We start from the raw sequence: 1,517 nt of genomic DNA, 5'->3' as shown, positions 1-1,517 counted from the left end.
GGCTTGGCGCCGTTGACGCGGGCATTCAAGGTGACGGTGGCGTTGCCACCGCTGCGGGCGGTGACGGCTGTGCTCAGTGCCACGGTGGCCGTGGCTTTGCCTACGGTCTCGGCCACGGTGTTGGAGGTGCTGCTGGCTGCACTGGCGTCGCCCGAGTAGGTGGCCTTGACGTTGGCCACGCCTGTCATGGGCATGTTGTTGACGGTGAGCACGGCTTGGCCGTTGGCGACCGCCGCCGTTCCCAGGATGGCTCCGGCCTCGTTGAAGAAGGTGACCAGGCCTGTGAGGGGCGTGCCGTTGGTGCCGCCCGCTATGCTGGCTGTGAAGTTGACGCTTTGGCCGGCAACGGTACTGGTGGCTGAGCTGCTCAGGGTTGTGGTGGTGGTGGGTACCATGCTGGCCGGTGGGGTGACGCTACCGGATACGGAAATGTTGCTAATGCCTGACCCACCACTGGCATTGTTGGCGTCGCCGCCGTAGCTGGCACTGATGCTCGCCGTGCCCGCCGTACGCAAGGCGTTGGTGGTCAGGGTGGCGACACCATTGACCACATTGGCTTGACCAAGATAGGTTTGGCCACTGAAGAAGTTGACCGTGCCGGTGGGCACATTGCTCAAGTCTGCCTGGGCGCTGACACCCGCTCCGTTCTTGAATTGCACGTCGGTGATCTGAGTGCCTGCACTCGAGAACGACGAATCCATATACAAAGGCTGCGTGATATTCGCCGCCACCTGGCGTATGACACTGCCGTTTTGAAAGTAGCGTATGTTGCTGCCGTCATAAGTGACACTCAACACGTCACCAACATTGACCATATAGCCGGAATAGTGCGAAATCCCGTCTTCACCCATGTAATGAAAGCCTGGGTCTATAAAATTACCGCTCTCACAAAATATGACGGACCCATCACCTGGACAATAAAAGGCATAGTCCAAAGAGGTATAGCTGCTATTGGTGGCTGGATCCGCATTCAAGCCAAAAAAGCCATACCCAGAAATGACCTTGCAACTGGCACTAGCGCCTCCTGCAAAACCGACCGTGCTACGGAGAGATGAGCCCCACGACACATTGCCAAGCACCGTCATGGTGGAACCAACCAGACTGACCCCATCGACCACGGTGATGTCGCTAAGCTCCTTCCAACTAGCCACGTTGGCTGTCAGCGTGACTGGTGAGCCCGCCGATACGCTGGTCACCGAAGTACCCAGGCTTACCTTGACAGTGCTAGCCGTGATCACCTGGGTCAGCACCGCAGACGTAGCCCCCGCACTGTTGGCATCGCCCGGATACTGGACCGTGATGCTGTGGCTGCCAGTGGTCAGTGCACTGGTGCTGAACGTGGCTACGCCATTGACCAGGCTCGCACTGCCCAGGTTGGTCGCCCCATCAAAGAAGCTCACACTGCCCGTGGGCGCCAGGGTGGGGTTCAGGCCCGTGGCTTGCAGCGTGAAGGTGACGCTGCTGCCCTTGGCGGCGTTGGGGTTGAAGCTGGACAGGCTCAGCGTGGCCGGTGCCGC

At 59.9% G+C, this 1,517-nt stretch carries 1 protein-coding gene; it reads right to left on the bottom strand.

What is annotated here, in order from left to right; genetic code table 11:
• On the bottom strand, positions 1–1,517 hold a 1,517-nt coding region (locus AC07OO_RS25465), incomplete at both ends, for an Ig-like domain-containing protein (protein ID WP_495084977.1).

Source organism: Rhodoferax sp. GW821-FHT07G04 (genome assembly GCF_059418585.1).
This window is presented reverse-complemented; position numbering and strand designations above follow the sequence as displayed.